This window comes from Cellulomonas taurus, assembly GCF_012931845.1.
GTDB lineage: Bacteria > Actinomycetota > Actinomycetes > Actinomycetales > Cellulomonadaceae > Cellulomonas > Cellulomonas taurus.
The window spans coordinates 1490117-1513033 of sequence record NZ_CP051884.1 but is presented as its reverse complement, the minus strand read 5'-3'; the positions used below and the strand labels follow the sequence as shown (position 1 = coordinate 1513033).

The window sequence follows — 22917 nt, the reverse complement described above, 5'->3', positions numbered from 1 at the left end:
GATGACCGTGATTCTGGACCAAACAGTGCCTCGTCGTGCCCCGTGGTCGGCGGTGGTCCCGGCCGGGCACCAGCTCACCATCGTGGACCTGGAGGGCAATCAGGCGGTGGACTGCCTGCTGTACGACGCCCACGACACCACCATCCGGTACTCGGCGGCGGCCACCATCGCCGCTGCCCGCAACGTCTACCTGACCACCGGGTCGGTGCTGCGGGCGTCGGACGACCAGCCGTTGATGACCCTGGTCCGGGACGACGTCGGGCGGCACGACACCATCGGCGGCGCCTGTTCCAAGGAGTCGAACTCCCTGCGCTACGGCCACCACACCGTGCACCAGCACGCGTGCGTGGAGAACTTCCTGGCCGAGGGGGCCCGCTGGGGCTTGGACAAGCGCGATCTGGTGAGCAACATCAACTGGTACATGAACGTGCCGGTGGAGGCGGACGGCGCGCTGGGCATCGTGGACGGGTTGTCCTCCCCCGGGCTGACCCTCACCCTGCTGGCGGAACGGGATGTGCTGGTGCTGGTGTCCAACTGCCCGCAGATCAACAACCCGTGCAACGGCTTCGACCCGACCCCGGTGCGGATGATCATCGAGGACCCGCGGTGACCGGCGGCGGCATCCACCGGCCCGGTCGGTGACCAGGTGACCGTCCAGGCTCCCCCGCTGGTGGCCCGCGCCCGGCTCTGGCCGCTGGCCACCGGCACCTTCTCCATCGGCTTCGGCTCCTACGTGATGGCCGGACTGGTGCCGACCGTCTCCGCCGACCTGGGGGTGCCGGTCACCCAGGTCGGCGGTCTGGTCAGCGTGTACGGCTTCACCTACGCGATCTCGACGCCGCTGCTCGCTCTCGCGCTGCATCGACTCCCCAGACGGCTGCTGATGTGCCTGGCGCTGGCCGGGTTCGCCCTGACCGCCGTCGCGACCGCGCTGGTCACGACCTACACGGCGGTGGCGGTGCTGCGCGGGCTGTCGGCGGTCGCCGCCGGCGGGTTCACCCCGACCGCCACCGTGCTCGCCGCCCGCCTGGCCCCACCGGGTGGTCGTGGCCGCGCGGTGGCGACGGTGTTCGGCGGCCTGACCACCGCCACCGTGCTCGGCGCTCCGGCGGGCAACCTGCTCGGACCGGTGCTCGGGTACCGCGGGGTGTACGCACTGGTCGCGGCGCTGGCCCTGATCGCGCTCGGCTCGGTGCTGTGGCTGGTCCGCCCACCCGGGTCGGCGCCGGCTGCCGGGCCCCCGGCCGGGCGGTTCGGCGCTCCCGCCGGGGACGTCGCGGGGAGCGAGCCGGTACCGGGCGGTGCGACACCGGGGATCGGACCCGCGCTGCCGGTGCTGATCGCCGCGATGCTGCTGGTCTCGATGCTGGAGACCGCCTCGGCGCTGATGGTGCAGACCTACGCCGCACCGATGCTGACGGACCTGGCCGGCATCACCGGCGTCGTGCTGTCCGCGGTGCTGCTGGCCTACGGGCTGGCCGGGGTCGCGGGCAACGTGGTGGGCGGACGACTCGCCGACCGGTTCGGCGCCGCCCGGAGCATCGTGCTCGCGCTCGGGACCTCGGCGGTGGCACTGGCCCTGCTCACACCGGCCACCGGCTCACCGATCGCCGCGTCCGCCGTGTTCGCGCTCTGGGGCTTCGCCGCCTGGGCGATGAACTCCCCGCTGCAGAACGTCCTGCTCGCGCTGTCCGGACGGCACGGACAGCTGGTGGTGGCGCTCAACTCCTCGCTGATCTCCCTCGGCACCGCGGTCGGGGCGCTGGCCGGGGGCTGGGTGATCGCCGGGGCGGGCTACCGGTGGCTGGGCGGTGCGGCGGCGGGGCTGATGGTGCTGGCGGTGCTGCTGGTGGCGGTGCTGGGCCGACGGCCGACGGTGCGGGCGGTCTGAGACCGGTCCCGCCGCGCCGGACGGCCGACCCGTCACACCCCGCCGCGCAGGGCCGCGATCGGCTCCACCGAGGCCGCCTTGAGCGCCGGGTAGATCCCGGCCAGGAGGCCGATCACACCGCCACCGGCCGCCGCGCCGAGCACCACCCAGATGTCCAGGATCGGCGTCCAGGACTGGGCGGCCGACACCGCGACCACCGAGGCCACCCCGAGGGCGGCACCGACCATGCCGCCGAGCAGCCCCACCGTCGCCGACTCGATCATGAACTGGCTGGCGATGTCCCGGCGCCGGGCGCCGAGCGCTCGCCGCAGACCGATCTCCCCCACCCGCTCCATCACCGAGAGCAGGGTGACGTTCGCGATCCCGAGGCCACCGATCAGCAGGGCCACCCCGCCGAGCGCCAGGAAGATCGTGCTGATGTCGGCCTGCACCTCGCTGCCCACCGCGGAGCCACCGGCCGGCACCTGCATGCTGACCACCTCCGGGTTGTTGGGCGCCAGGGCGATCGGCACCTGATCGGCGACCAGCGGTCCGGCACCCACCGCGATCCGCAGGTGCAGTTCCTCCGGCGCCGCCAGGGCGAAGTCCTGTCGCGCGGTGCCGTCCGGCAGCAGGAGGGCGTCCAGCAGGTCGGTGCGGCGCTGCATCCCGTCGATGATCCCGATCACGGTGTACGCCCGGTCGCCGATGAACACCGACGGCTGGCGATCGACCCGGCTCACCCCCAGACGTTCGGCGGCGCGGGCACCGAGCACCACCACCCGGTCGCCACGCTGGTCGTGCCCGGTGTCGAAGAACCTGCCGGTGACCAGGTGACCACGGACCGCGTCCAGCAGCCCGGCCGATCCGGCCAGCACCACGGGGGCGGAGGTCTCCGGCGCCGACGGGTCGTTCACCGGCACCGCCGTCACCGTCGCCTCGCCGATGTCGACGGTGGCGATCAGACCGGCGGCCTCGATCCCGTTCAGCCGGGCGGCACGCGAGTCGGCGTCCCAGGGCAGGGACTGGGTCGCTCGCTGGCTGCCGTCGGCGGTCCGGGTGGTCGCCGGGCTGGCCAGCGCCTGCGTGGCGGCCACCGCGTCGAAGCGTCGGGCGATCTGACCGGCGGCGGTCTGCGCCAGTCCGACCGTCACCACCACCGACGCGATGCCCAGCACCGTGCCGAGGATGGTCAGGAACAGGCGACCGGGGCGCGCGTCGATCCCGGCCGACGCCTCCCGGAACAGGTCCCGGGCGCCGAAGCGATCGCTCATCACGCCACCTCGGTCAGTCGGCCGTCGGCGATCCGCACCCGGCGGTCGGCACGGGCGGAGACCACGTCGTCGTGCGTGATGACCACCAGGGTCAGGCCGTCGTCGTGCAGCTCGTCGAAGAGTTCCAGCACCCCGGCCGAGTTCTTCGTGTCCAGGTTGCCGGTCGGCTCGTCGGCCAGCAGGACCCGGGGCGAGGCGACCACGGCCCGGGCGACGGCGACCCGCTGACGTTCACCGCCGGACAGGGTGGTCGGCAGGAAGTTCAGCCGGTGGCTCAGATGCACCCGGTCCAGCGCCGCCAGGGCCCGTTCCCGGCGTTCGGCGCGCGGTACCCCGCTGTAGAGCGTGGCCAGCAGGACGTTGTCCAGCACCGTGCGGTGCGGCAACAGGTGGAACTGCTGGAACACGAAGCCGATCCGGCCACCGCGCAGCGCGCTGCGCCGCGCCTCGGAGATGTCCTTCGTCGGCTCCCCGTCCAGCAGGTACTCCCCCGACGACGGACGGTCCAGCAGTCCGAGCAGGTGCAACAGGGTCGACTTGCCGGAGCCGGACGGGCCGACGATGGACAGGTAGTCTCCCGCCGCCACCACCAGATCGCTCGGATGCAGCGCGTGGACCGGCGGGTCACCGGGGAACACCCGGGCCACCTCCCGCAGCTCCACCACCGGCGGGACCGGCGCCGCCGAGCCCTCCAGCTCGGCGAACACCGGGTCGAGGGCGGTCACGCGTCCTCGTTCGCGGTCGCGTCGTCCGATGCCTCGGAGCCGTTCTGGCCCACGACCACCAGGTCGCCCTCGGCCAGCCCGTCACCGGTGACCTGGACGTACCCGCCCGCCGCCAGGCCGGTCTCCACCTCGACCAGGGAGGTAGTGCCGTCGTCGGCCATCAGCTCCACCCGCGACTCACCACCGGGTCCGGCGGTCAACGCCGCCAACGGCACGGCGAGCACCGCACCCCCGGTGGACGAGACCGGGATCGACACCCGGACGTTCGACCCCTGCAACGCGGCGGTCTGCTCCGGGGTCAGCTCACCGGGTTGCATGGTGACCTTCTTGCGACCGGCGGTGGACTTGTCCTCCTTGCCGCCGGACTCCGGCTCGGCGATCTCGGTCACGGTGACCGGGACCGCGGTGCCGTCCACATCGATGCTGCCGGTGGTGCCGACCGCCAACAGGGCGGCATCGGCGTTGGCCGCGGTGCCCACCACCTGCAGGGTCGCCCCGGACACCTTCATCACCGAGCCGTCGACGGTGCCGCCACGCTTGACGGTCACCTCGTCGACCCGGCGCGGCAGGGTCTCCAGGTACACGATCTCGCTGGCGGGCAGGGCGACGACGGTGGCCTCCCGCGCCTCGGCCAGGGCGGTTTTGGCATCGGCCAGGTTGTCCTTGGCCGCCTGCACGCTGGCCGACTCGGCGCTGGTGTTCGGCGCCGCGTCCAGTTGGGCGCGCTCGGCCTGGGCCACGCCGACGGCATCCCGGGCGTCGTCCACCGCCTTCGACGCCGCCGCCTGTTCCCCGGCCGTGCAGCCGTTGGCCGGGCAGGCGGCCAGCTCGGCCTCCGCCACCGTCACCGCTCGCTGGGCGGACCGCACCGCGGCATCCGCGGCGGCGACCTCGGCGGTGGTGGTCGACCCGGTGCGGGCCGATGCCAGCGCGCCCTCGGCGGAGGTGAGGTCGGCCTGCGCCGAGCGCACCATCCGCTCGGCGTCGGTCACCGCCTGCTGCTCCTCGTCGGAGGCCGACGGCACCGGGTAGCCCGCGCGGCGGTAGAGCTCGGCGACCCCGTCGGCGGTCGCCTGGTCGTAGGTGTCAGCGGTCGCGTCGCCCGCGCCGATCCCCAGCGCCCCCAGCGCCGCCTTGAGCTGCAGCACGTCCGGGCCGGAGACCCCGATCCGCAGCGTGCGGTAGGTGGGCAGGGTGCCCGGCAGGACCAGCACCGGACGGCCCGCGATCTCCAGCGCCACCGAACCGGCGTCGAGCGTCGCGCCGACCTCCGGCACCTGTCCCGTGATGACGGCACGCTCCCCGAGCTCGGCGGTCTCCACCCGCAGGTCCACCGCGTCGTCGAAGACCACGTCACCGCGGATCGTCACGTCGTTGCTCAGTTCCCGGTTCTCCACCGGCACCGTGATCGGACCCGCCTCCGGCGCCGCGGTGCGCGCGGCGGCCTCGGCCGGGTTCACGATCAGACGGGACAGTCCCAGTCCGGCGATCAGACTCACCACCGCGACCCCGGCCAGGACCAGCAGGGTGCGGTTGCCGGTGCGCCACGACGGCCGCGGCTCGGTCGGTCGCGGCTCGGCCGGTGCGGCGTCCAACGCGATGATCTCGGTCGGCTCGTCGCCGGTGTTGTGCCCGCTCACTTGCGCTTCGCCTCCGCGGCGTCGGCCCAGGCCTGCAGCTCGGTGCGGTGCTGGTCCACGAACTCCTGCTGCAGCTCGTGGTCCACCTCCTGGCGCTTGGCGATGTAGTCGACGTTCTTCTGGCAGGTGAAGTCGGCGACCGCCTGGGCGATCTCCTTGTCGGTGAACGCCTTCAGCTTCGCCTCGTCGACCTCCGGCGCCGGCGGGCCGTCCGGGTTGGCGTCCCAGTCCCAGCTCTCGGCCTGCGCGGTGTACTCCGGGTCGTCCCAGCCCTGCAGTGCGTTGTACTCGTCGTAGAGGGCGTTGTTCCCCTCGTTGACGTTGGTCAGGCCGTCGAAGCCCTCGTCCGCCATGCAGGAGGCCCAGGCGTTGTTCAGTGCGGTGACCCGGGAATCGGCCTCGACGGTCTCGTAGAAGCGGTTGATCTCGTCCTCGAGGTCGGCGTAGTCGGCACCGCCGTCGCCGCTGTTGTAGACCTCGTGCTGGGCGGAGCCGTAGCAACCGGCGGTGGTCCAGTCGTACTCGGTCGTGTCCTCACCCTCGACGTACTCCACCGGCGGGCCGTACAGCGCCTCGTCGTAGGCCGCCTGCTCGGACTCGGACATCGAGTCCCGGTACTCCTGGTTGGCGTCGACGTACTCCTCCGTCTCGACCGGCTGCCCCGCGGAGTTCCACGGATCGGTGCTGATTCCGTAGCCGTACTTCTGCGCGAATTCCAGGGTTCCCCATTCGACGTCGAGGTCGTCCCCGAGGATGACGGAACCGCCGCTGTTCTCCTGCGGGGTGTAGTCGAATCCCTGTTCCTGCATGCAGGTGGCGACCAGTTCCTCCACCTTGGCGTTCTGCCGGTCGGATTCCGCCTGCATCTCCTCCTGGGAGCGCTCGTCCTCCTCCAGGCTGTAGCCGTAGATCTTCGCGGTGAACTCGTCCAGCGCCCCGGGGGTCCATTCGGTGCTGCCACCGCCACCACCGTTGCCGCCGCCGGAGCAGCCGGTCAGCGCGACGACCAGGCCTGTCGTTGCTGCGGCGAGGACGAGGACCCGGCGCGGGCGGGGTGTCGACATGGAGGACTCCGTTCGTGGGGACGTACGACTGGCGCAGGACGACAAGTCGGGCTATGGGCTGACTGTGACCCTAGCGACGCGGACGCCCGCGCGAGTCCGACCTGAGGTGGAGATTGCCGGGAGACTTCCGGTGGATGCCAGAGCATTGCCGGTGAATGCGTGGTGCCGCCCGGCGATTTGAGTGGAACCAGCGCCGCGGTAGGTGGTAAACGCCCGGCGAGGCGCGCCCGCCCGTGGGTACGACAGAGGCCCCGACCGCCGAGGTGGCGATCAGGGCCTCGTGCACGGGTGCCCCGAGTGGGATTCGAACCCACACTGGATCGGGTTTGAGCCGAACGCCTCTGCCGGTTGGGCTATCGGGGCCGTGTGCGCCACCCATCCTAGCGGCGCGTAGCGTGCCCCCGTGCCCGTGACGCTCTCCCCGCCCGACCTCGCCGCGCTGATCGCACGCCTGCGCGCCGCCGGGTGCGTCTTCGCCGAGGACGAGGCGGCGCTGCTGGTCGAGGCGGCGCGGGACGGGTCGGCGCTGGAGACCCTGACCGCGCGACGGGTGGCGGGTGAGCCGCTGGAGCCCTTGCTCGGCTGGGTGGCGTTCGCCGGGCGCAGGGTGCGGGTGGCACCCGGCGTGTTCGTGCCACGCCGGCGCAGTGAGCTGCTGGTGCGTGCGGCGGTGGCGGCGGTCGCCGAGTCGCCCGCGAGCGCCCGTCCGCTCACCGTGGTGGACCTGTGCTGCGGGGTCGGCGCGATCGGGGTGTCGGTGGCCCTGGCACTGCCGGGCAGTCGGTTGTGGTGCTGCGACCTCGACCCGGCCGCGGTGGCCTGTGCGGAGCGGAACATCGCCGAGGCCGGGGTGTCCGGGACCGCGCTGGTCGGTGACCTGGACGCCCCGCTCCCGCCGGAGCTGAGCGGCCGGGTGGATCTGCTGACCGCCAACACCCCGTACGTCCCCACCGACGAGATCGCGCTGCTGCCGAGCGAGGCCCGGGCGCACGAACCGACGCTGGCGCTGGATGGCGGCGTCGACGGACTCGCCCTGCACCGACGGGTGGCCGAGCTGGCACCGCGTTGGTTGCGGCCGGGCGGTGTGCTGCTGATCGAGACCTCGGCGCGGCAGGCGGAGCGAACGGCGGCGGCATGCGCGACGGCGGGGTTGCGACCCCGGGTGGTGACGGCGGACGACCTGGGCGCGACGGCCGTGGTGGCGGAGCGCGACTGAGACATCGTGGCGGAGCGCGGCTGGGGCTTCGTGGCGGAGCGCGGCTGACGGAGCGCACCGGGGGCGACACCAGGCACGATGGAGGCATCGCGGCCGGCCCACGGCGCGATTCGGCAACGGTGGAGGACGAGATGACCCGGGCACTGGTCGTGGTGGACGTGCAGAACGACTTCTGTGAGGGCGGCGCACTCGCCGTGACCGGCGGTGCCGAGGTCGCCCGGGCGGTGACCGCGTACCTGGCAGCCCACCCGGCCGACTACGCGCTGGTGGCCGCGACGGGCGACTGGCACGAGCCGCTGCCGGACAGCAACGACGGGCACTTCGCGATCGATGGGGCGCCGGACTACGTGACGACCTGGCCGGAGCACTGCGTCCGGGACACCACGGGCGCCGCCTTCCACCCCGAGCTGCGGCTGCCCGCCGACGTGGTGCTGGTGCACAAGGGCCAGGGCCGTCAGGACTACTCCGGTTTCGCGGGTGAACTTGTCGGCCGGGACGGCGATCTCGCCGATGCGCTGCGCAGCGCGGGTGTCACGGCGGTGGACGTGGTCGGTCTGGCCACCGACCACTGCGTCACCGCGACCGCCCTGGACGCGCAGGACGCGGGCTTCGCCGTGCGGGTGCTGACCGACCTGACCGCCGGGGTGTCCACCGCGACGAGCATCGCGGCCCTCACCCGGCTCAGCCGCGCAGGAGTCGAGCTGGCCCTCGCGGGGTAGCGCGGATTCGCGCGAGGCAGCGCGCGGCAGTCGCCCGTGCGGGCAGGTCAGCCCTGGTCGGCGCGCAGCCTCCCGGTCGCCCGGAACTCGTCGGCGATCTGCTGCGCCTGGGCCGAGATCAGTCGTCGATAGGTGTCGTAGGCGCCGTCGATCCGGTCGGGAAGATCACCGCGATGACGCGCCAGTTGCCAGTCCCGCTTGGCAGCGGCGATGTCGGCGTTGGTGATCACGACCCGCTCGTCCTCCTCCATGCGCAGCAGGATGCGTCCACTTTGTCCGTTTTGCGAGAGTCCGGCGGGGTGAAACCGCAGGCCCGCTCGCGCTGCGGAAACACCACTACCCCTGGCACTCTGACCCAGTGAGGACGAACGCATGAACATCTGGCCGGGCCGCCCCTACCCCCTGGGCGCCACCTACGACGGTAGTGGAACCAACTTCGCTCTGTTCTCCGCCGTCGCGGAGCGGGTCGAGCTGTGCCTGGTGGAGGAGGACGGCACCGAACGCCGGGTCGACCTCCCCGAGGTCGACGCGTACGTCTGGCACGGGTACCTGCCGGCCGTCCAGCCGGGTCAGCGCTACGGCTACCGGGTGCACGGCCCCTACGACCCGGAGGCCGGTCACCGCTGCGACCCGAGCAAGCTGCTGCTCGACCCGTACGCCAAGGCGATCGACGGGCAGACCGACGGCGACCCCTCGCTGTACAGCTACACCTTCGGCGAGCCGGAGAAGCGGAACACCGACGACTCCGCCGGGCACACCATGACCTCCGTCGTGGTCAACCCGTACTTCGACTGGGGCCACGACCGGCCGCCGCAGCGCGAGTACCACGAGTCGGTGATCTACGAGGCGCACGTGCGGGGCCTGACCAAGCTGCACCCGGCGGTCCCGGAGGAGATCCGCGGCACCTACTCGGCGATGGCGCACCCGGCGATCATCGAGCACCTGGTCGAGCTGGGCGTCACCGCAGTCGAGCTGATGCCGGTGCACCAGTTCGTGCACGACCACTCGCTCGCGGACAAGGGCCTGACCAACTACTGGGGCTACAACACCATCGGGTTCTTCGCCCCGCACAACGGCTACGCAGCCTACGGGACCACCGGCCAGCAGGTGCAGGAGTTCAAGACCATGGTGAAGGCGCTGCACGCCGCCGACATCGAGGTCATCCTGGACGTGGTGTACAACCACACCGCCGAGGGCAACCACATGGGCCCGACGCTCAGCTTCCGGGGCATCGACAACGCCTCGTACTACCGGCTGGTGGACGACGACCGCGCGCACTACTTCGACACCACCGGCACCGGCAACTCGCTGCTGATGCGCTCGCCGCACGTGCTGCAGCTGATCATGGACTCGCTGCGCTACTGGGTGCGGGACATGCACGTCGACGGCTTCCGCTTCGACCTGGCGGCCACCCTGGCCCGGCAGTTCCACGAGGTCGACCGGCTGAGCGCGTTCTTCGACATCGTGCAGCAGGACCCGATCATCTCCCAGGTCAAGCTGATCGCCGAGCCCTGGGACCTGGGCGACGGCGGCTACCAGGTGGGCGGCTTCCCGCCGCTGTGGTCGGAGTGGAACGGCCGCTACCGGGACACCGTGCGCGACTTCTGGCGCGGTGAGCCGTCGACGCTGGCCGAGTTCGCCAGCCGCCTGTCCGGGTCCTCGGACCTGTACGAGCACTCCGGCCGCCGCCCGATCGCCAGCGTCAACTTCATCACCGCCCACGACGGCTTCACCCTGCGGGACCTGGTGTCCTACAACGAGAAGCACAACGAGGCGAACGGCGAGGACAACAACGACGGCGAGTCGTTCAACCGGTCCTGGAACTGCGGCGTGGAGGGCCCCACGGACGACCCGGAGATCATCGCGATCCGGGCCCGCCAGTCCCGGAACTTCCTCGCCACACTGCTGCTGTCCCAGGGCGTGCCGATGCTGGCGCACGGCGACGAGCTGGGCAGGACCCAGCAGGGCAACAACAACGTGTACTGCCAGGACAACGAGCTGTCCTGGGTCGACTGGGACCTGGATGAGACCCGGGAGGCGCTGCTGAAGTACACCCGGACGGTGGTGGCGCTGCGCCGCGACCACCCGGTGTTCCGTCGCCGCCGGTTCTTCGCCGGGGCACCCGAGCGCGGCGGTGAGTCCGACCTGCGGGACATCGCCTGGCTCGACCCTTCCGGCAGCCACATGTCCGACGAGCAGTGGCAGGAGGCCTTCGCCCGGTCGGTGGCGGTGTTCCTGAACGGCGACGCCATCGCCGAGCCGGACCTGCGCGGTGAGGACGTGGTCGACGACTCGTTCCTGGTGCTGTTCAACGGGGCACCAGAGTCGGTCACCTTCACCCTGCCGACCGAGGACTACGGCACGCAGTGGACGGTGGTGCTGGACACCGACAGCCAGTTCGAGGCCGGTGAGGTCAAGGACGCCCGAGCCGAGCTGGGTCTCGCCCCGCGTTCGCTGGTCGTGCTCACCCGTCCGCCGATGTCCACCGAGGACGCCGAGTGAGCGACCCGACCACCCCGACCCGGCGCCTGCCCGCGCCGGGTCGGCCGGTGCCGGTGTCCACCTACCGGCTGCAGCTGGGCCCCGACCTGTCCCTGGACGACGCCGCCGACCTAGTGCCCTACCTGGACTCGCTCGGCGTCACCCACCTCTACCTGTCGCCGATCCTGCGTGCCGCGCCCGGGTCGACCCACGGGTACGACGTGGTCGACCACGACGAGATCGCGCCGGAGCTGGGCGGCGAGGCGGCACTGCGCCGGCTGGCCGAGGTCGCGCACGCCGCCGGGCTCGGCCTGGTGCTGGACATCGTGCCGAACCACATGGCCGTGCCCACCCCTGCCTGGCACAACCGCGCCCTGTGGTCGGTGCTGACCGAAGGACCCGAGTCGCCGTACGCCAGCTGGTTCGACGTGGACTGGTCCGCCGGTGACGGTGCGGTGCTGATGCCGGTGCTGGGCGCCCGGATCGGCGAGGTGCTCGCCAGTGGCGAACTCACCCTGGACACCGACCCTGAGCGCGGCCCCGTGCTGCGCTACTACGACCACGTGTTCCCGGTCCGCCCCGGCACCGAGGCGCTGCCGCTGGCCGAGCTGGTGGAGCGCCAGCACTACCGGCTCGCCTACTGGCGGGTGGCCGACGAGGAGCTGAACTACCGGCGGTTCTTCGACGTCGGCACCCTGGCGGCGATCCGGGTCGAGGACCCGGAGGTCTTCGACGCCACCCACGCCCTGGTGCTGCGACTGATCGACGAGGGTGTGCTGGACGGGCTGCGGATCGATCACCCGGACGGTCTGGCCGACCCCGGCGGTTATCTGGCGCGGCTGCGCGAGGCGACCGGCGGCGCATGGGTCGTGGTGGAGAAGATCCTGCAGAACGACGAGCAGCTGCCCACCGACTGGGACACCGCCGGCAGCACCGGCTACGACACCGCGTGGCGGATCCAGCAGGCATTCGTCGACCCGGGTGGTTCCGGACGGCTCGGCGCCCTGATGCACCGGCTGACCGGCGACACCAGCGACGCGCTGCCGGAGCTGGTCGACCAGGCCAAGCGGGAGATCGTCGACCGGGCGCTGTACGCCGAGGTGCACCGGCTCACCGAGCTGGCCGCCGAGGTGTGCCGGGACGACCTGCGGCTGCGCGACCACACCTGGCGGTCGTTGCAGGACTGCCTGGTCGAACTGCTGGTCGCGATGGACCGGTACCGCGCCTACGTGGTGCCGGGCGAGACGCCGCAGCCCGAGGACATCGAGGTGCTGTCCACCGCCGCCGCGCTGGCCCGCACCCGCCTGTCGCCGGAACGGGCGGCGACGATGGATGTCCTGGTCGACCTGCTGCTCGGCCGCGAGGTCGGCTCCGCCGGTCGCACCCGGGACCCGCGGCGCGACGAGCTGATCGTGCGCTTCCAGCAGACCTGCGGCGCGGTGATGGCCAAGGGCGTGGAGGACACCGCCTTCTACCGCTGGACCCAGTTGGTGTCGCTGTGCGAGGTGGGCGGCGAGCCGGACCGCTTCGCGCTGTCCCCCACCGAGCTGCTCACCTGGGCCGGTCGGATGCAGGTGACCTCCCCGCTCGGCATGACCACGATGTCCACCCACGACACCAAGCGGTCGGCGGACGTCCGGGCGCGGATCGGGGTGCTGTCCGAGCTGCCGGTGGAGTGGGCCGAGCTGGTCGGCGAACTGCGCGCGGCCTCCGCGTCCTGGCGTCCGGCCCTGCTGGACGGTCGGACCGAGAACCTGTTGTGGCAGACCCTGGCCGGCACCTGGACGGCCGACGGCCCGCTGTCGGCCGAGCGGCTGACCGAGTACCTGACCAAGGCGATCCGGGAGGCCAAGCAGCACACCACCTGGACAGCACCGGACGAGGCCTACGAGGCGGCGGTGCTCGGCGCTGCCCGGCAGGCGGTGACCGACCCGGCCATCGACGAGCTGTTCGGCCGATGGGAGCAGCGCACCCGGGAGGCGGTCCGGGCTGCCACCCTGGGCACCGCCCTGCTGCACCTGACCCTGCCCGGGGTCGCGGATGTCTACCAGGGCACCGAGGTGCCGTCGATCGCGCTGGTCGACCCGGACAACCGGCGACCGGTGGACCATGCGGCGATCGCTGCCCGACTGGCCCGGTTGGACGAGGGGGCGGGTGCCCGCGACCTGGCGGACGAGAAGCTGCTGCTCACCTCCGCCACGCTCCGGGTCCGCCGGGAGCTGCGCGAGGCGATCATCGGGCCGGAGGCCGGCTTCGTACCGCTGGCACACTCCTCCGGTCACGCGATCACCTACGCCCGCACGGTGGCCGGTGACCCGCGGATCGCGGTGGTCGCCACTCGGCTCGCGGCGTCGGTGGAGCGGATGGGCGGCTGGGCGGAGCACACCGTCGCGCTGCCCGAGGGTGACTGGCAGGACGTGCTGACCGGTCGTGCAGTGGCCGGTGGGGTGCGACGACTGGCCGAGCTGCTGGACCGGATGCCGGTCGCGCTGCTCGTGCGGGAGGACTGAACATGCGGGTATGGGCACCCAAGGCGTCGTCGGTGGATCTGGTGCTGCCGGTCGCCGACGACGGCGGGCCGGAGCGGGTGGCGATGGTCCGTGCCGAGGGCGGCTGGTGGACCGGCGACGACCTGCCGCACGGCACCGACTACGCGATCAGCCTGGACGGCGGCGACCCCCGACCCGATCCGCGCTCACCCTGGCAGCCCGAGGGTGTGCACGGGCCGTCCCGGGTGTTCGACGCCCACCGGTTCGAGTGGGCGGACGGCGCGTGGGCGGGGCGAGACATGCGCGGTGCGGTGATCTACGAGCTGCACACCGGCACGTTCACCCCCGAGGGCACCCTGGACGCCGCGATCCCCCGGCTCGGCCACCTGGTCGACCTGGGTGTCGAGGTGGTCGAGCTGCTGCCGGTCGCACCGTTCAACGGTCGGCACGGCTGGGGTTACGACGGCGTCTCGCTGTACGGGGTGCACCAGCCCTACGGCGGACCGGCGGCACTGCAACGCTTCGTGGACGCCGCGCACCGGGCCGGGCTGGCGGTGTGCCTGGACGTGGTGCACAACCACCTCGGGCCGTCCGGCAACTACCTCGGCGAGTTCGGGCCGTACTTCACCGACGCCCACCAGACGCCCTGGGGCGCGGCGATCGACCTGTCCGAGGTCGAGGTGCGGCGCTGGATCCTGGACTCGGCGCTGCGCTGGTTCACCGACTTCCACATCGACGCCCTGCGGCTGGACGCGGTGCACGCGCTGATCGACGACACCCCCCGGCACATCCTGAGCGAACTGTCCGACGCGGTCGCCGCCCTGGACCTGGGCCGACCGCTGTCCCTGATCGCGGAGACCGACCTCAACGACCCGGTGTCGATCACCCCGACTGACGCGGGCGGCTGGGGCATGACCGCGCAGTGGGCGGATGACGTGCACCACGCGGTGCACGCGCTGCTCACCGGCGAACGGCAGGGCTACTACGTCGACTTCGGGTCACCGCGCACCCTGGCGCACGCGATGACCCGGGTCTTCGTGCACGACGGCGGGCATTCGACCTTCCGCGACCAGGACTGGGGCGTCCCGGTGCCCGACGACGTGGACGGTCACCGGTTCGTCGTCTTCGGCTCCGATCACGACCAGGTGGGCAACCGCGCCCTCGGTGACCGTCCCGCCGAACGACTGGACGACGCGGCGCTGGCGGCCGAGGCGGCGCTGATCCTGCTGTCGCCCTTCACCCCGATGCTGTTCATGGGCGAGGAGTGGGGCGCCCGCACCCCGTGGCTGTTCCTCACCGACCACCCGGAGCCGGAGCTCGCCGAGGCGGTGCGCCAGGGCCGGGCCGCCGAGTTCGGGTCCCACGGGTGGGCGACCATGTACGGCCGCAGCGACGACGACTTCACCGTGCCGGACCCGCAGGCCACCGAGTCGCTGGACCGCAGCCGTCTCGACTGGGACGAGCCCACGCTGCCCGGCCACGGGCGACTGCTGGACTGGTACCGACGCCTGATCGCCCTGCGCCGGGAGGTCGGTGTGCTCGGTGACGGCGACCGGTCGGCGACCCGGGTGACCTGGGACGAGTCCTTCACGGTGCCGGAGTCCGACGACCACTCCCCCGAGGGTGCCCGTGCCCGGTCGTGGCGCAGCTGGCTGGTGCTGCACCGCGGCGACGCCCGGGTGGTGATCAACCTGTCCGACACCGAGCAGACCGTACCGCTGGGCCGCGCCGGCGAGCCGGAGGTGCTGGCGAGCTGGGCGGCGGGCACGGTCCGCGTGCTGACCGCCGACGACGCGAGGGCCGACGCCGCCCCACGCGACGCCGCCTCGGCGGTGCCCGGGACCCGCGTGACGGTCCCGGCGCGCACCGTGGTCGTCCTGCGCTGACCCGCCGCCCCTCCGGGGCGACATGTCGCCCGGCCGGGTGTTCTCCCGGCCGGGCACGCCGCCCGCGCCGCCGAGTGCGCACCGTCAGGGCTGGACGAACTCCGTGCGCCCGCGGTCGACGAGGGCGCCCAGGCGGGACAGCGCGCGGAAGTACTTCTTCCGGTAGCCACCGGCCAGCATCTCCGCGCTGAACAGCTCGCCCGCACCCGCCGAGCCGAGCAGCACCGGCACGTCCCGGTCGTACAGCCGGTCGACCAGCACCACCAGCCGCAGCGCCACGTCCTGGTCCGGCACCGGACCCGCTGCGGTGAGGCCGACGAGGCTGATCCCCTCGACCAGCGCGCCGTACCGGGACGGGTGCACCCGGGACAGGTGCCGCAGCAGGGTCGCCCAGTCGTCACAGGTGGAGCCGGAGACCCCGGACACCGCCGCGCGCACCTGGTCGTCGGTGAGCGGCACGGTGTCGGTGACGGTGGCCCGGGCGCGGTAGTCGGGTCCGTCGATCCGCAGCACCTCGAACCGCCCGGACAGGTCCTGGATCTCGCGCAGGAAGTCGTCGGCGGCGAACCGGCCCTCGCCCAGCGACTCCGGCAGGGTGTTGGAGGTGGCGGCCAGCGCCACTCCCCGGTCGGTCAGCTCGCGCAGCAGCCGCGACATCAGCACGGTGTCGCCCGGGTCGTCCAGCTCGAACTCGTCGATGCAGACCAGCCGCCGGTCGGCCAGGGCGTCGACCGTGGGCCGGAAGCCGAGCGCGCCGACCAGGTTCGTCCACTCCACGAACGTGCCGTAGGCGGCACCGTCCACCGCCGACGCCAGGGAGGTCAGCAGGTGGGTCTTGCCGACGCCGAAGCCGCCGTCGAGGTACACGGCGGGCACCACCGGCTTGCGGCGGAACAGGCCGCCGCGCTTGGCGGCCAGCGTCTCGGCGACCTCGCGCAGGCGGGCCAGCGCGGCGGCCTGCGACGGGTGGCCGGGGTCGGGCCGGTAGGTGTCGAAGGACTCCCCGGCGAAGTGCGGCGGCGGGACCCGCTCGGCCAGCAGCCGCTCCGGTGCCACCTGGGGGTTCCGGTCGGTCAGCGAGGCCGTCGTCGGCGTGGTGCTGGTCACGGGCGGACAGCCTAGGTGCCGCCCCGCATCCCCGCACACCGGTCCCCGGCACCGCCGCCGACCTGCGGACCCACGAACGTCGGCCCTAGCCTGGTGCCATGCCCCCGGAGCTGCCGACCCTGGACATCCTGCTGCCCACCGAGCGCGCCGGAGAGCGCCTGGACCCCGCCCCCGGGGAACCGGTGCTGCACGCGTTCTACGCCCACCCGGCCCCCCGGCCGGGCCGACGGACCGCCGTGCGGGCGAACATGATCGCCACCCTGGACGGGTCGGCGCAGGGAGCCGACGGGCGGTCCCGCAGCATCAACGGGCCCGCGGACTGGCGGGCGTTCCGGGTGCAGCGCGCGGTGGCCGACGTGGTGCTGGTCGGTGGCGGGACCGCCCGGGACGAGGGCTACGGCCCGCTGCGGGTGCCGGCCGACCTGCGCGCCGCGCGGGCCCAGCGCGGTCAGGACGAGCGGCTGCCGCTGGCCCTGGTGACCCGGACCGGTGTGCTGCCGGAGAAGCTGCGGGACGTCCCGGCGGCGGACCGGCCGTTCGTGGTGACGGTGGCGACCAATCCGCGGTTGGACGAGCTGGACCCCGACCGGGTGATCATCGCCGGTGACACCACGGTGGATCTGGCGGCGGCGCTGGACGCACTGGCCGACCGGGGTCTGACCCGGGTGCTGGCCGAGGGCGGTCCGCGCCTGCTCGGCGATCTGACGGCGGCCGGCCTGGTCGACGAACTGTGCCTGAGCACCAGCCCGCTGCTGACCGGTGGCCCCGGGGTCCGGCCGGTGCACACCCAGGAATGGCTGTCCCCCGCGGTCACCGCCGCCCCGGCGCACCTCTTCCACTGCGAGGGGATGCTGCTCGGCAGGTGGCTGCTGCGGTCGGCGGGCTAGGCTCGGCACCGTGACCGACACGATCCTGGTCCTCACGGAGGACACCCTGACCTCGGCGGATGTCGCGCACATCCTCTCCCTGCACGACGGCGAGCGGCTGGACTACCGGGTGCTGATCCCGGCGGACACCGAGCGCAACGTGCTGGTCTCGCTGGTCGACCAGCTGAGCCTGGGCGAGCTGCGCGAGGCGCTGGACACCGTGCTGGGCCGCGAGCCCGCCGCCGACCGGGCCACCGCCGACGCCGCCGAGCAGCTGGCGCGGTCGCTGGAGGCGCTGACCGACGCCGGGGCACACGCCACCGGCACCGTGGTCGACGACGACCCGCTGCCCGCGCTGCACGCCGCCCTGACCGAGACCGGTGCCCGCGAGGTGGTGGTGGCGACCTACCCGCACGCGCTGGAGGACACCTTCCACCAGGACTGGGCGTCCAAGGCCCGCGACGACCTGCACGTCCCGGTCCTGCACCTCTACCTCGGCACCTCCGAACTCGGCTGACGCCACGCCCGCTGCCGTCCCCAGCCCCAGCCCGACCGCGCCCCAGGTCGGCACTCCGCGCCCCAGGGCGGCACTCCGCGCCCCAGGTCGGCACTTCGCCGACCCTGATCGGGCCCGAACTGCCGACCTCGGCACTCACGCGCGGCGAGGTCGGCATTCACCGCCCGAGGTCGGCATTGACCGCCCGAGGTCGGCATTCAGCGCCCGGAATCGGCACTCAGCGCCCGAGGTCGGCACTTCGCCGGGTCTGATCCGGCGCGAAGTGCCGACCTCGGCGCGGAGGCGAGGCGGACGCGGGCGTGAGAGGCGGACGGGGCGTGAGGCGGGCGTCGGGCGGGCGTCGGCGCGGGCGCGGGGGTCAGAACCCGGTGCCGGTGACCTTCGGGTAGTACCGGCGGAACTTGCGCACCTGGTTGATCCCGGCGAGAAGGGCATACCAGCGCCGCTTGATCCCCGCATCACCCCGGTAGCGCAGCGGGTGGGCGACCCGCCCGGCGCGGATCAGGCCACGTACCCGACCGGCCAGCGCCGGGTCGAGCACGTACCGCAGCAGCAGCCGGTGCGGCAGGATCGAGTACAGGACCTCGCTGTCGACCACCACCGGCTCCAGCGCGTGGTCGAGCACCCGGTCCTCGACCAGGAACCGGGCCACATTCGCCCCGGCCGCCGTGACGTAGTAGTTGTTCCGGCCGATCCGCGGGTTGACCTCGAAGAACCGGAAGCTGCCGTCGCGCGGGTCGACCTTCACGTCGAAGTTGGCGAAGCCCACATAGCCGACCTCGCGCAGGAACCGGGCCGCCTGGTCCAGCATCTCCTGCTCGCGGGTCACCACCATGGCGGCCGGGTTCCCCAGGCCGGACGGCGTGTGCTCCTCCAGCAGGACGTGCGCCGAGCACAGCAGGGTGATCGCACCCCGGGAGTCGACGTAGGCGGTGATCGACCGCATCTGGGTGTCGTCGCCGCCGATCAGCTCCTGGACCACGAACCGGCCCCGGAACCCGGCGTCGCGCAGCGACACCCACAGGGCGGCGAGCTCGTCGGCGTCGGCGATCTCGAAGACCTTCGCCTTCCCCGGGAACTCGACCTCCTGGTAGTCGGCGCTGCTGGCGGCCTTGGCGATCAGCGGGTAGGCGATGTCCACCGGTGCGGGCGCCCAGTCGGCGTCGGCGGCGCGGGCGAAGTCCTGGACGATGGTCCGCGGCACCGCCAGACCGGCGGCCACCGCGGCATCGGCGAAGGACGCCTTGTCCGACAGCCGCTCCAGCAGGTCCTCGGACAGGAACGGCACCACGTAGAACGGTTCCAGCTCGGCGCGGTGCTGCACGACGACCCGGACCAGCCAGTCGGAGTTCGCCAGCAGGACCAGCCGCTCCGGGCGTTGCGCCGCCGTGTGCTCCCGGGCGACGACCAGCAGCTCGTCCACCAGCTGCCGCGGGTCGTGCCCGTCGGGGACCAGCCGGACGTCCAGGATGGCCGAGTCGGCGATCGGGCCGAGGGCCGCCCCGGCGACCACCGTGCTGCGGACCGCGTACTCCTCGTGGAACGCCCGGGCCAATGCGTAGACGCCGATGTCGGCGCCCAGGATGACCGGGCGGACGATGCTGCTGCTCACGCGGACTGCTCGCTCCGGTCGCCGGACCACTCGGTGTGGAAGACGCCGTCCTTGTCGGTGCGGTGGTAGGTGTGCGCCCCGAAGAAGTCGCGCTGCGCCTGGATCAGCGCCGCGGGCAGCCGCTCGGCGCGCACGCCGTCGTAATAGGCCAGCGAGGAGCTGAACGCCGGGGTGGGCACACCGGCCAGCGCCGCCTGCGACACCACCCGACGCCAGGCCGGGACACCGTTGGCGACGGCACCGGTGAAGTACTCGTCGGACAGCAGCAGCGGCAGGTCGGCGGCGCGCTCGTAGGCCTCGGTGATCCGGTTCAGGAACCGGGCGCGGATGATGCAGCCGCCGCGCCAGATCCGGGCCATCGCGCCCCGGTCGATGTCCCAGCCGTTCTCCGCGGAGGCGGCGGCGATCTGGTCGAAGCCCTGCGAGTACGCGACCACCTTGGAGGCGTACAGCGCCAGGCGCACGTCCTCGATGAAGGCGTCCCGGTCGGTGATCCGGAAGTCCTCGGCCAGCGCCGGGAGCGTGGTCACGGCGGCGGCGCGCTGCGGCACCGAGCCGGACAGCGCCCGGGCGAAGGTGGCCTCGGCGATGCCGGTGATCGGCACCCCCAGGTCCAGACCGTTCTGCACGGTCCAGCGGCCGGTGCCCTTCTGCTCGGCCCGGTCCAGCACGATGTCCACGAACGCCTGACCGGTCTCGGCGTCGACGTGGGCCAGCACGTCGGCGGTGATCTCGATCAGGAACGACTCCAGGTCACCCTCGTTCCAGGACTTGAAGATCTCGGCGATCTCGGCGGCGGAGGCACCGAGTCCCTGCTTGAGCAGGTCGTAGGCCTCGGCGATCAGCTGCATGTCGGCGTACTCGATGCCGTTGTGCACCATCTTGACGAAGTGCCCCGCGCCGTCCGGCCCGACGTAGGTGCAGCAGGGCACGCCGTCGACCTTGGCGGAGATGTCCTCCAGGATCGGGCCCAGCACCTGGTAGGACTCGCGCGAGCCACCCGGCATGATCGACGGCCCGTTCAGCGCGCCCTCCTCGCCGCCGGACACCCCGGAGCCGACGAAGTGCAGGCCCTTGGCCTTCAGCGCCGCCTCGCGCCGGATGGTGTCCGGGAAGTGCGCGTTCCCGGCGTCGATCACGATGTCACCGGAGTCCAGCAGCGGGACCAGCTCGTCGATCACCGCGTCCGTCGGCGCACCCGCCTTGACCATCACGATGATCTTGCGCGGCCGCTCCAGGCTGGCGACGAACTCCTCCACCGACTCGGACGGCACGAAGGTGCCCTCGTCGCCGTGGTCCGCGATCAGCGAGGCGGTCTTGGCGTTCGTGCGGTTGTGCACCGCGACGGTGTAGCCGTGCCGGGCGAGGTTGCGCGCCAGGTTGCGGCCCATCACGGCCAGGCCGGTGACGCCGATCTGTGCAGCGGACATCGAGTTGCTCCTTCGGGGGAAACCTGAAAACGAGGCGGCTGTCGTGCGGCGTTCAGCCTAGTCGCCCGGCCTCGGCGCCGGTCGGCGCTGTCCATCCCGGCGCGCCTGACCTGCCATCACCGGACCCACCCCTAACCTCCATGCCATGTCCACCGGCCCCCGCACCGCGCCGCAGGAGTTCATCCGTGCGCTGCGCTCCCTGCGCGCGGTGACCCTGCGGCCCGAGGTCAGCCTGGACGAGGTGCCGGGCCCGGCCCGGATCGCGCCGTACACCGCCGCGCTGAACGCCGAGGTGCGCACCGCCCGGCACGACCCGGAGGCGGACGAGCTGGCGTCCGGCCGGTTCGTGATCCTGCACGACCCCGCCGGCCAGGAGGCGTGGGATGGCTCCTTCCGTCTGGTGACGCTGGTCCGTGCGGTGCTCGAGCCGGAGGTCGGCGCCGACCCGCTGCTGGCCGAGGTGGCGTGGAGCTGGCTGTCCGAGGCCCTGGCGAGCGCCGACGTCGACATGCGCGCGGCCGGCGGCACCGTCACCCGCGTGCTGTCCCAGAGCTTCGGCGCGCTGGACGAGCGCCCGGAACTGTGCGAGCTGGAGATGCGGGCGTCCTGGACCGCCGCCGACGAGGATCTCGCCCCCCACCTGCGAGCCTGGGGCGAACTGCTCTGCACGGTCGCCGGTCTGCCCCCGTTGCCGGAGGGCGTCGTGGCGCTCGGCCCCCGTCACTGAGCCGGAAATCCGCCGAGACATTGCGCTGAACGCCTTAAGTTCCGGGTGAAATCCGCCGATAGGTGGGTAACCGAACATCAGGGGGACAGTGCAGTGAGCTACGACCCGATGCACCCAGGCGGTCGATCCGCCGCAGCGGTGCAGACCCGCCGCCCAGCCAGCGCACCGCAACGCCGCGGTCTCGGCCAGATGTGCGTCGTGGTCACCGAGCTCAAGCCGGGCGACTCCCAGATCCTGGTGCGCAACCTGCGTCGCCGCGGCTCCGGTCGGGTGATCCTGCTGGCCCGGCGTGCCGGTCGCCAGGAGCTGGTCACACTGCTCACCGGTGGACTGCGCGGCGCGGTCGCCACCGACCCCAACGCGCCGGACCCGGCCGAGGCCGCCGCCCCGTTCACCGCCGCCGCGGGCGCATCGGGCAACCGGACCGCGCCCACCCGTCCGGAGCTGACCTCCCGCGAGCTGAGCGTGCTGCGGCTGGTCGCCGACGGCTACTCCAACCGGTCGATCGGCGAGGAGCTGGGCCTGTCGGCCCTGACCGTCAAGAGCCACCTGGCGCGGATCTCCCGGAAGCTGGGCACCGGCGACCGGGCGGCACTGGTGGCGATCTCGATCCGGACCGGGCTGTTCAGCTAACGTCCACCGCATGAGTGGTCGCACCCGGCTCGGCGCATGGGCCTGGGCGTCGATCGTGCAGTACTTCGTGCTCCTGCTGGTCGTCCGGTCGGCCTGGACCCTGCCCTACGACCCGGTGAGGAACGCGATCAGCGACCTCGGCGCGGTCGGCTGCGGCGCGTTCTCCGGCCGTCAGGTGTGCTCGCCCTGGCATGCCGCGGCGAACATCTCCTGGGTGCTCACCGGCGTCACGATGGCCGCCGGCGCCCTGCTGCTGCGCCCGGTCTTCCCCCGGACACGCACCGCCCTGGTGGGCACGCTGCTGCTGGTCGCCTCCGGCCTGGGCGAGCTGTCGGTCGGTCTGCACCCGGAGGACGCCGGGCCCTGGCACGTCCCCTCCGCGGTGGTCGCGATCGGCTGCGGGCTGCCCGGCATCCTGCTGCTCGGGTGGTCGGTGCGCCGAGACCCGGGGTGGCGCGTGATCGGCGGCGTCGGGGTCGGACTCGGCGTGCTCGGGCTGCTGGCGGTGGTGGTGATGATCGCGGTGCCCGCGGCCCCCTTCGGACTGGTCGAACGGTTCGCGGCGTACCCGATCCTGCTCTGGTGCCTGGCGTGCGGGATCCTGCTGCTGCGCCGCACGCGCGGCGAATAGGACCCGAGGTCCAGCACGCCCTACGGTGGG

The 22917-nt window shown here is 72.7% G+C and carries 20 protein-coding genes and 1 tRNA gene; 12 read left to right on the top strand and 9 right to left on the bottom strand.

All coding sequences use genetic code 11. From position 1 onward, the window contains the following. Position 1 precedes the first annotated feature (1 nt). The gene (locus HGK68_RS06985; protein ID WP_169165316.1) at positions 2–610 is read left to right on the top strand and encodes an urea amidolyase associated protein UAAP2; all 609 of its coding nucleotides are present in this window, start codon (positions 2–4) and stop codon (positions 608–610) included. A gap of 36 nt (positions 611–646) precedes the next feature. Continuing rightward, complete coding sequence (locus HGK68_RS06980; protein ID WP_169165315.1) at positions 647–1891, top strand: MFS transporter; 1245 nt, start codon at positions 647–649, stop codon at positions 1889–1891. Between the two features lie 32 nt (positions 1892–1923). Here HGK68_RS06980 and HGK68_RS06975 read toward each other — a convergent pair whose 3' ends face one another. The 5 genes from HGK68_RS06975 to HGK68_RS06955 form a co-directional block, all read right to left on the bottom strand. Further along, on the bottom strand, positions 1924–3144 hold the full coding sequence (locus HGK68_RS06975) for an ABC transporter permease (protein WP_169165314.1): 1221 nt from the start codon (positions 3142–3144) through the stop codon (positions 1924–1926). Further along, positions 3144–3869 (bottom strand): ABC transporter ATP-binding protein, encoded by a 726-nt coding sequence (locus HGK68_RS06970; protein WP_246260654.1) that lies wholly within the window; start codon positions 3867–3869, stop codon positions 3144–3146. Before HGK68_RS06970 ends, HGK68_RS06975 begins: the two co-directional genes overlap by 1 nt. After that, entirely contained in the window at positions 3866–5509 is a 1644-nt protein-coding gene (locus HGK68_RS06965) for a permuted SH3 domain-containing protein (protein ID WP_246260653.1), read from the bottom strand. Before HGK68_RS06965 ends, HGK68_RS06970 begins: the two co-directional genes overlap by 4 nt. Next, complete coding sequence (locus HGK68_RS06960) at positions 5506–6573, bottom strand: hypothetical protein (protein ID WP_169165313.1); 1068 nt, start codon at positions 6571–6573, stop codon at positions 5506–5508. The genes HGK68_RS06965 and HGK68_RS06960 overlap by 4 nt, the downstream gene beginning before the upstream one ends. A 289-nt stretch (positions 6574–6862) precedes the next feature. Beyond that, positions 6863–6936, bottom strand: a tRNA-Leu gene (locus HGK68_RS06955). A gap of 40 nt (positions 6937–6976) precedes the next feature. Here HGK68_RS06955 and HGK68_RS06950 point away from each other — a divergent pair. Then, a complete protein-coding gene (locus HGK68_RS06950) occupies positions 6977–7789 on the top strand; it encodes a putative protein N(5)-glutamine methyltransferase (protein WP_246260651.1) in 813 nt (270 codons plus the stop codon). A 131-nt stretch (positions 7790–7920) separates the two neighbouring features. Continuing rightward, positions 7921–8508, top strand: coding sequence for an isochorismatase family protein (locus tag HGK68_RS06945; protein ID WP_169165312.1), 588 nt, complete (start codon positions 7921–7923; stop codon positions 8506–8508). A 47-nt stretch (positions 8509–8555) separates the two neighbouring features. Here the strand turns inward: HGK68_RS06945 and HGK68_RS06940 are convergent, their stop codons facing one another. Further along, positions 8556–8759 carry a hypothetical protein gene (locus tag HGK68_RS06940; RefSeq protein WP_169165311.1) on the bottom strand — a complete coding sequence of 68 codons (204 nt, stop codon included), beginning with the start codon at positions 8757–8759 and terminating at the stop codon, positions 8556–8558. Positions 8760–8880: 121 nt separating this feature from the next. Between HGK68_RS06940 and glgX the strand changes: the two genes are divergently transcribed. From glgX to treZ, 3 genes are read left to right on the top strand one after another with little or no spacing between them, the layout of a single operon-like run. Beyond that, positions 8881–11010: a glycogen debranching protein GlgX gene (glgX, locus tag HGK68_RS06935; protein ID WP_169165310.1), complete on the top strand. Its 2130-nt coding sequence runs from the start codon at positions 8881–8883 to the stop codon at positions 11008–11010. Next, positions 11007–13499, top strand: coding sequence for a malto-oligosyltrehalose synthase (gene treY / locus HGK68_RS06930; RefSeq protein ID WP_169165309.1), 2493 nt, complete (start codon positions 11007–11009; stop codon positions 13497–13499). Before glgX ends, treY begins: the two co-directional genes overlap by 4 nt. A gap of 2 nt (positions 13500–13501) precedes the next feature. Then, positions 13502–15364 (top strand): malto-oligosyltrehalose trehalohydrolase, encoded by a 1863-nt coding sequence (gene treZ, locus HGK68_RS06925; RefSeq protein WP_169165308.1) that lies wholly within the window; start codon positions 13502–13504, stop codon positions 15362–15364. Between the two features lie 84 nt (positions 15365–15448). On the opposite strand, the gene zapE is transcribed toward treZ, so the two are convergent. Further along, positions 15449–16471: a cell division protein ZapE gene (zapE, locus tag HGK68_RS06920; RefSeq protein WP_169165307.1), complete on the bottom strand. Its 1023-nt coding sequence runs from the start codon at positions 16469–16471 to the stop codon at positions 15449–15451. A gap of 98 nt (positions 16472–16569) precedes the next feature. Here zapE and HGK68_RS06915 point away from each other — a divergent pair, with 98 nt between their 5' ends. Continuing rightward, a complete protein-coding gene (locus HGK68_RS06915) occupies positions 16570–17358 on the top strand; it encodes a dihydrofolate reductase family protein (RefSeq protein ID WP_169165306.1) in 789 nt (262 codons plus the stop codon). Between the two features lie 10 nt (positions 17359–17368). Further along, complete coding sequence (locus HGK68_RS06910; RefSeq protein WP_169165305.1) at positions 17369–17854, top strand: hypothetical protein; 486 nt, start codon at positions 17369–17371, stop codon at positions 17852–17854. A gap of 358 nt (positions 17855–18212) precedes the next feature. On the opposite strand, the gene HGK68_RS06905 is transcribed toward HGK68_RS06910, so the two are convergent. Both HGK68_RS06905 and gndA read right to left on the bottom strand, forming a co-directional pair. Beyond that, on the bottom strand, positions 18213–19466 hold the full coding sequence (locus HGK68_RS06905) for a carboxylate--amine ligase (protein ID WP_246260648.1): 1254 nt from the start codon (positions 19464–19466) through the stop codon (positions 18213–18215). Next, positions 19463–20896, bottom strand: a complete 1434-nt coding sequence (gene gndA / locus HGK68_RS06900; RefSeq protein WP_169165303.1) for an NADP-dependent phosphogluconate dehydrogenase — start codon at positions 20894–20896, stop codon at positions 19463–19465. The genes HGK68_RS06905 and gndA overlap by 4 nt, the downstream gene beginning before the upstream one ends. A gap of 145 nt (positions 20897–21041) precedes the next feature. On the opposite strand from gndA, the gene HGK68_RS06895 reads away from it, so the two are divergent. The 3 genes from HGK68_RS06895 (at position 21042) to HGK68_RS06885 (ending at position 22887) form a co-directional block, all read left to right on the top strand. After that, on the top strand, positions 21042–21623 hold the full coding sequence (locus HGK68_RS06895) for a DUF3000 domain-containing protein (RefSeq protein WP_169165302.1): 582 nt from the start codon (positions 21042–21044) through the stop codon (positions 21621–21623). Positions 21624–21812: 189 nt separating this feature from the next. Next, on the top strand, positions 21813–22256 hold the full coding sequence (locus HGK68_RS16345; RefSeq protein ID WP_206155821.1) for a helix-turn-helix transcriptional regulator: 444 nt from the start codon (positions 21813–21815) through the stop codon (positions 22254–22256). 10 nt (positions 22257–22266) lie between these two features. Further along, on the top strand, positions 22267–22887 hold the full coding sequence (locus HGK68_RS06885) for a DUF998 domain-containing protein (protein WP_169165301.1): 621 nt from the start codon (positions 22267–22269) through the stop codon (positions 22885–22887). Positions 22888–22917 lie beyond the last annotated feature (30 nt).